The organism is Streptomyces sp. bgisy159, assembly GCF_057707805.1.
The window spans coordinates 194,369-201,357 of sequence record NZ_JBYIQX010000011.1 but is presented as its reverse complement, the minus strand read 5'-3'; the positions used below and the strand labels follow the sequence as shown (position 1 = coordinate 201,357).

4 protein-coding genes are annotated in these 6,989 nt (G+C 73.8%); all 4 read right to left on the bottom strand.

What is annotated here, in order from left to right; translation table 11 throughout:
* Nucleotides 1-62: 62 nt before the first annotated feature.
* The 4 genes from AC3ET3_RS14225 to AC3ET3_RS14210 all read right to left on the bottom strand — a co-directional run bounded on the left by AC3ET3_RS14225 (nucleotide 63) and on the right by AC3ET3_RS14210 (nucleotide 6,981).
* Nucleotides 63-2,648, bottom strand: coding sequence for a bifunctional FO biosynthesis protein CofGH (locus AC3ET3_RS14225; protein WP_435612239.1), 2,586 nt, complete (start codon nucleotides 2,646-2,648; stop codon nucleotides 63-65).
* Between the two features lie 136 nt (nucleotides 2,649-2,784).
* Complete coding sequence (locus AC3ET3_RS14220) at nucleotides 2,785-3,630, bottom strand: LLM class F420-dependent oxidoreductase (RefSeq protein WP_432139579.1); 846 nt, start codon at nucleotides 3,628-3,630, stop codon at nucleotides 2,785-2,787.
* Nucleotides 3,631-3,808: 178 nt separating this feature from the next.
* Nucleotides 3,809-5,254, bottom strand: a complete 1,446-nt coding sequence (locus tag AC3ET3_RS14215; protein ID WP_432156356.1) for an aldehyde dehydrogenase family protein — start codon at nucleotides 5,252-5,254, stop codon at nucleotides 3,809-3,811.
* Nucleotides 5,251-6,981, bottom strand: a complete 1,731-nt coding sequence (locus AC3ET3_RS14210; protein ID WP_432139577.1) for an N-acyl-D-amino-acid deacylase family protein — start codon at nucleotides 6,979-6,981, stop codon at nucleotides 5,251-5,253. The genes AC3ET3_RS14215 and AC3ET3_RS14210 overlap by 4 nt, the downstream gene beginning before the upstream one ends.
* Nucleotides 6,982-6,989: the final 8 nt, after the last annotated feature.

Sequence of the window (6,989 nt, the reverse complement as noted above, 5' to 3'; positions counted from 1 at the left end):
CCAGGGTTCGCCCTGGCCCCGCCCCGGGGCCGGCCCGGGGCTGGTCCAGGGCTGGTCCGGGTTCAGTCCAGGACCGGCAGCAGGTCCGGCAGGTGGCCGTCCGAGGCCTCCGCCGCCCGCCTGCGCTCCTCGGGGACCTCGCCGTAGAGGGTGGTGCGGGGGCGGGCCGGGCGGTCGGCCGCTTCGGCGACCGCGATCAGGTCGCGGACCGACTTGTAGGAGCCGTAGGAGGAGCCCGCCATCCGGGAGATGGTCTCCTCCATGAGGGTGCCGCCGAGATCGTTGGCGCCGGAGCGGAGCATCTCCGCCGCGCCGTCCGAGCCCAGCTTCACCCAGCTCGTCTGGATGTTGGGGATGTGCGGGTGCAGGAGCAGCCGCGCCATCGCCGTCACCGCGCGGTTGTCCCGCACGGTGGGGCCGGGGCGGGCGATGCCGGCCAGGTACACCGGGGCGTTGGTGTGGATGAAGGGCAGCGTCACGAACTCGGTGAAGCCACCGGTGCGTTGCTGGATGCCGGCCAGGGTGCGCAGGTGGCCGAGCCAGTGCCGGGGCTGGTCCACGTGGCCGTACATCATCGTCGAGGAGGAGCGGATGCCCAGCTCGTGGGCCGTGGTGATCACCTCGGTCCAGGTGGCCGTGGGCAGCTTGCCCTTGGTCAGCACCCAGCGGACCTCGTCGTCGAGGATCTCGGCCGCGGTGCCGGGGATCGAGTCGAGTCCGGCCTCCTTCGCGGCCGTCAACCACTCGCGGATCGACATACCGGTTCGGGTGGCTCCGTTCACCACCTCCATGGGGGAGAAGGCGTGGACGTGCATGCCGGGGACGCGTTCCTTCACCGCCTTCGCGATGTCGAAGTAGGCGGTGCCCGGCAGGTCGGGGTGGATGCCGCCCTGCATGCAGACCTCCACCGCGCCCACCTCCCACGCCTGCTGGGCGCGGTCCGCGACCTGGCCGAGGGAGAGGGTGTAGGCGTCGGCGTCGGTGCGGCGCTGCGCGAAGGCGCAGAACCGGCAGCCGGTGTAGCAGACGTTGGTGAAGTTGATGTTGCGGGTGACGATGTAGGTGACGTCGTCGCCCACCGCGGACTTCCGTACGTCGTCGGCCACTTGGCAGAGCGCGTCCAGGGCCGGGCCGTCGGCGTGCAGCAGGGCCAGCGCCTCGGGGTCGGTGAGCCGCGTGGGGTCGTCGGCCGCGGTGCGCAGGGCCTGGCGTACGTCGGCGTCGATGCGCTCGGGGGCCATGCCGGGGGCGGCGGCCTCGCGCAGGGCGGCCCAGTCGCCGTACACCTCGTCGAAGTCGTCGCGGCGGTCGGAGGTGCGGCCCTGGCTGTCGATGGTGGTGTGCAGGTCGGTGCGGCCGGACGCGACGAAGGCGTCCTCGGGTTCCTGCCAGGGGTGGCCCTCGACCACGGCGTCGGGGCGGGCCAGGCCGGTGTCGGGGTCGGCGAGGGCACGGACGTGCGGGAGGAGCCGCGGGTCCAGCCAGGGCTCGCCGCGGCGCACGAACTCCGGGTAGACGCAGAGCCGTTCGCGCAGTTCGAAGCCGGCCGCCGCCGACTTCCCGGCGAGGTCCTCGATCTGCGGCCAGGGGCGTTCGGGGTTGACGTGGTCGATGGTGAGCGGGGAGACGCCGCCCCAGTCGTCGATGCCGGCGCCGATCAGCCGCCCGTACTCGCTGTCGACGAGGTTCGGAGGGGCCTGGAGGCAGGCGGACGGGCCCAGGATGTGGCGGGCGACGGCCACGGTGGCCACGAGGTCGTCGAGTTCCGCGTCCGGCATGCCGCGCATCGCGGTGTCGGGCTTGGCGCGGAAGTTCTGGATGATCAGTTCCTGTATGCCGTGGTAGGCCCGGGAGACCTTGCGGAGCGCAAACAGGGACTCGGCCCGCTCCTCGTAGGTCTCGCCGATGCCGATCAGCAGGCCGGAGGTGAAGGGGACGGAGGAGCGGCCGGCGTCCTCCAGCACGCGCAGGCGGACGGCCGGCTCCTTGTCCGGGGAGCCGTGGTGGGGGCCGCCGGGTTCGGACCACAGGCGGGTCGCGGTCGTCTCCAGCATCATGCCCATGGACGGGGCGACCGGCTTCAGGCGCTGGAAGTCGGTCCACGTCATCACACCCGGGTTGAGGTGCGGGAGCAGGCCGGTCTCCTCCAGGATGCGGATGGAGATCGCGCGGACATAGGCGATGGTGTCGTCGTAGCCGTGCGCGTCCAGCCACTCGCGCGCCTCGGGCCAGCGGTCCTCGGGCTTGTCGCCGAGGGTGATCAGCGCTTCCTTGCAGCCGAGGGCGGCGCCGCGCCGGGCGATGTCCAGCACCTCGTCGGGGGACATGAACATGCCGTGTCCGGCGCGGCGCAGTTTTCCGGGGACGGTGACGAAGGTGCAGTAGTGGCACTTGTCCCGGCACAGCCGGGTGAGGGGGACGAAGACGCTCTTGGAGTAGGTGATGACGCCGGGCCGGCCGGCCGCCGCCAGGCCGGCGTCCCGCACACGGGCGGCCGACGCGGCGAGGTCCGTGAGGTGCTCGCCGCGGGCCTGCAGCAGGACGGCCGCCTCGCCGACGTCGAGGGCGACGCCGTCCCGGGCACGTCTGAGGGCGCGACGCAGGGAGTTCTCGGTGGGTCCGGTTCCGGAGGTCGCGGAAGTCGTCATCCTCCGAGCGTATTGGCTCCGCCGGTTCGGCGGGTTTCGGGGTTCTGTGTCGGGGGTGCGGCCCGTCAGCGGGTGCGGGTCGGTGTTGTGGCTGGTCGCGCGGTTCCCCGCGCCCCCGGTGCAGGGTGCTCTCGGTTCACAGGTACTCGGCGTATGCGTCGAGGATCCGTAGCGTCTCCGTCTCGCCCGCCGGGGGCAACTGCGCCACCACCTCATCGATACCGAGGTCCGCGTAGTGGCTGAGCTTGCCGGCGGTGGGCTGGACGGCGTACGGGACGATCTGGAGGGTCTCGGGGTCGCGTCCGGCGTCGGTCCAGGCGGTGCGCAGGACGGGCAGGGCCTCGCCGAGGCCGCGGCCGCCGATCGGGAGCCAGCCGTCGGCGTACTCGCTGATGTGGGAGAACAGCTTGGGTCCGGCCGCCCCGCCGACCAGGGTGCGCGGGCCGACGACCGGGCCGCGCGGCGCCCGGACCGGCTTGGGGTGGGCGTAGCTGGCCCGCACACTGCCGAACTCGCCCTTGTAGGCGGTGGGTTCGTCGGCCCACAGGGCGCGCATGAGGGCGAGGCGGTCCCGGACGAGTTCGCGTCGGGTGCGCCACTCGACGCCGTGGTCGGCGGCTTCCTCGACGTTCCAGCCGTAGCCGACGCCGAGGGTGAGGCGGCCGCCGGAGAGGTGGTCGAGGGTGGCGGCCTGCTTGGCGAGGTCGATCGGGTCGTGCTGGGCGACGAGGGTGATGCCGGTGCCGAGGCCGAGCGTCTCGGTGACGGCGGCGGCCTGGCCCAGGGCGATGAACGGATCGAGGGTACGGCCGTACTCGCGGGGCAGCTCGCCGCCCGCCGGGTAGGGCGTGGTGCGCTCGACGGGGATGTGGGTGTGCTCGGGCAGGTAGAGCCCCGCGAAGCCGCGTTGCTCCAGCTCCTGGGCGAGCCGGGTGGGGGTGATCGTCTCGTCGGTCAGGAAGATGGTCACGGCGATGCGCATGGGGCCTGGCCTCTCGGTCCGCGGATGCTGTGCCCATCTCTACCGGGCCGCGGGCCGACTGTCGATACCGACTGGTCGGCATCCGGATCGTCGCGGGCCGGTCGGCAGGCCCAAGGCGGCCCGCAGCCCACCGCCCCGCCCAGCCGGCTCAGCCCGCCCACCCCTCACCCCTCACCCCTCACCCCGCCCACACGATCGCCTGCAGCTCGCTGTACGCGTGCAGGGCGTAGGAGCCGACGTCCCGGCCGACGCCGCTCTGTTTGAAGCCGCCGAAGGGGGCCTCCATGTTGCGGCCGACGGTGTTCACCCCGACCCCGCCGGCGCGCAGGCGGCGGGCGATGCGGAAGGCGCGGGCGGTGTCGGCGGACCAGACGTAGTCGATGAGGCCGTAGTCGGAGTCGTTGGCGAGGGCGATGCCCTCCTCCTCGTCGTCGAAGGGGATCACCGCCACCACGGGGCCGAAGATCTCCTCCCGGGCCACGCGCATGGTGTTGGCGCAGTCGGCCAGGACGGTGGGTGCGGTGTGGAAGCCCCGGTCGAGCGGCGGGCGTTCGCCGCCGGTGACGACCACGGCGCCCTCCTTGCGGGCCAGTTCGACGTACGACTCCACGCGGTCGCGGTGGGCCGCCGAGATCAGCGGGCCCACCACGGTGTCGCGCTCCCTCGGGTCGCCGACCTTCAGGCGGCGGGCGTAGCCGGCCAGCCGGTCCACCAGGCGGTCGTACACGCCCCGCTGGGCCAGGACCCGGGTCGGGGCGGTGCAGATCTGGCCGCTGTAGAAGGAGAAGGTGGTGCCGATGCCGGACACCGCCGAGTCGAGGTCGGCGTCGTCGAGGACGAGGGCGGCCCCCTTGCCGCCCAGCTCCATCAGCTGGCGTTTCATGGTCCGGCCGCAGACTTCCGCGATGTGCTGCCCGACGGCCGTGGAGCCGGTGAAGCTGACCATGTCGACGTCCGGCGAGGCCACGGTCGCCTCCCCCACGGCCACCGAGCGCCCGGACACCACGTTGACGACGCCCGGCGGCAGCCCGGCCGCCTGGAGCGCCTCCGCCATGCGGTACACGGACAGCGGGTCCTGCGGTGCGGGTTTCACCACTACCGTGTTGCCCATGGCGAGGGCCGGGGCGACCTTCCCGGCGGGGTTCGCCCACGGGTTGTTGTACGAGGTGACGCAGGTGACCACGCCGACGGGCTGGCGGACGGCCAGCGCGCCCAGGACCCCGCCCCCGCCCATGGGACCGGCCTCGTTGATCTGCGGTGGCAGTGCCCGTTCCGCGGGCTCCACGCGCGCGTAGCGCCGGAAGCGGGCCGCGCCGACGCCGACCTGCATGGCGCGGGCGGTGGCCGTGGTGGCGCCGGTCTCGGCCTGGGCGAGCGCCGTCAGGTCGGCCGACCGCTCGTGGATGATCCGCGCGGTGCGGGCCAGCACCGCCGCCCGTTCCTCCGGGGGCGTCCGCGACCACCGTTCGAACGCCTCGCGGGCCGCCGCGCACGCCGCGCGGGCCTGCTCGGGGGACGCCTCGGGCGCCCAGCCGACGGTCTCCTCGGACGCCGGGTCGACGACGGCGTAGTGGCCGCCGTCCGGCTCGACCCACTCGCCGCCGACGAACAGCCGCTGCCTCACCGGGTGCTCACCGTCCGGGTGTCCCGGCCGGAGCGCAGCACCCGTCCCGGGACCGCGCCGGTCACCGTGTCGTCGCGGATCGTCTCGGCCCCGTTGACCCAGACGGCGCGGACGCCGAGGGCCTTGGAGTCCAGGCGCGGGCTGTCACCGGGCAGGTCGTGGACCAGGGTGGCCGGGGCGGCGTCGATCCGCTCCGGGTCGAACAGCACCAGGTCGGCGTGGAAGCCCTCGGCGATGCGCCCGCGCCCGCGCAGGCCGAACAGCCGTGCCGGGTCGTCGGTCAGCATGCGCACCGCCTGCTCCAGGCCCGCCAGTTTCCGGCCGCGCAGGCAGTCGCCGAGGAACCGGGTGGTGTAGGGCGCCCCGCACATGCGGTCCAGGTGGGCGCCCGCGTCGGAGCCGCCGAGCAGCACGTCCTGGTGGCGCCAGGTCTCGGCGCGCAACGCCCAGGACGCCGGGTCGTTGTCCGTGGGCATCGGCCACAGCACCGTGCGCAGGTCGTCGGCGGCGCAGATCTCCACCAGGCAGTGGAAGGGGTCCTGGCCGCGCTCGGCGGCGATGTCCCGCACGACCCGCCCGGTCAGGCCGTCGTTGGCGGGGCTGTAGGTGTCGCCGACGACGTAGCGCCCGAAGTTCGTCAGCCGCCGGAAGACGCCGGCCTCCTTGGCCTCGGCGTGCCGCAGCAGCTCGGCGCGGACCGACGGGTCGCGCAGCCGGGCGATGCGCTCGGGCACCGGCAGGGCGAGGACGGGGCCCCAGCCGGGGATGAGGTTGAGCGCGCAGAAGGTGCCCAGCGACATGTTCATCGGGGTGAGGATCGGCATGGTGAGGGCGACGATCCGGCCGCCGGCCTTGCGGGCCCGCTCACTCGCGAGCAGCTGGCGGGGGACCCGTTCCGGGACGGCCGCGTCGACGGTGAGGACGTTCCAGTTCAGGGGGCGGCCGGCGGTGGCGCTCAGCTCCACCAGCAGGTCGATCTCCTCGTCGGCGAACTGGTCCAGGCAGCCCGCGACGATCGCCTCGATCTGGGTGCCCTCGTGCTCGCCGACCGCCTTCGCCAGGGCCAGCAGCTCGGCCGGGCGGGCGTGGCGGGAGGCGACGGGGGCGCCGTCGCCGTCGGTGTGGGTGCTCGACTGGGTGGTGGACAGTCCCCAGGCGCCGGCGTCCATCGCGTCGTGCAGCAGGGCGGTCATCGCGGCCAGTTGCTCCCCGCCGGGCTGTCCGCCGATCGCCGCCGGGCCCATCGCGTGCCGGCGCAGCGCGCAGTGCCCCACCATGAAGCCGGCGTTGACCGCGATCCGGCCCTCCAGCGCGTCCAGGTACTCGCCGAAGCCGTGCCAGGTCCAGGGGGCGCCCTCCTCCAGGGCGATCAGGGACATGCCCTCGACCTTGGCCATCATGCGGCGCGTGTAGTCGGCGTCGCCGGGCCGGTCCGGGTGCAGGGGTGCCAGCGTGAAGCCGCAGTTGCCGGCGACGACGGTGGTGACGCCGTGGTTGAGGGAGGGGGTGGCGTACGGGTCCCAGAAGAGCTGGGCGTCGTAGTGGGTGTGGGGGTCGACGAAGCCGGGGGCGAGGACGAGGCCGGCGGCGTCCTCGGTGGTGCGGGACGGCTCGGTGATCCGGCCGACGCGGGCGATCCGGCCGTCCCGTATGCCGAGGTCGGCGGTGTACGCGGGGGCGCCGGTCCCGTCGACGACGGTCGCGCCCCTGATGACGTGGTCGAGCATGGTCCGGC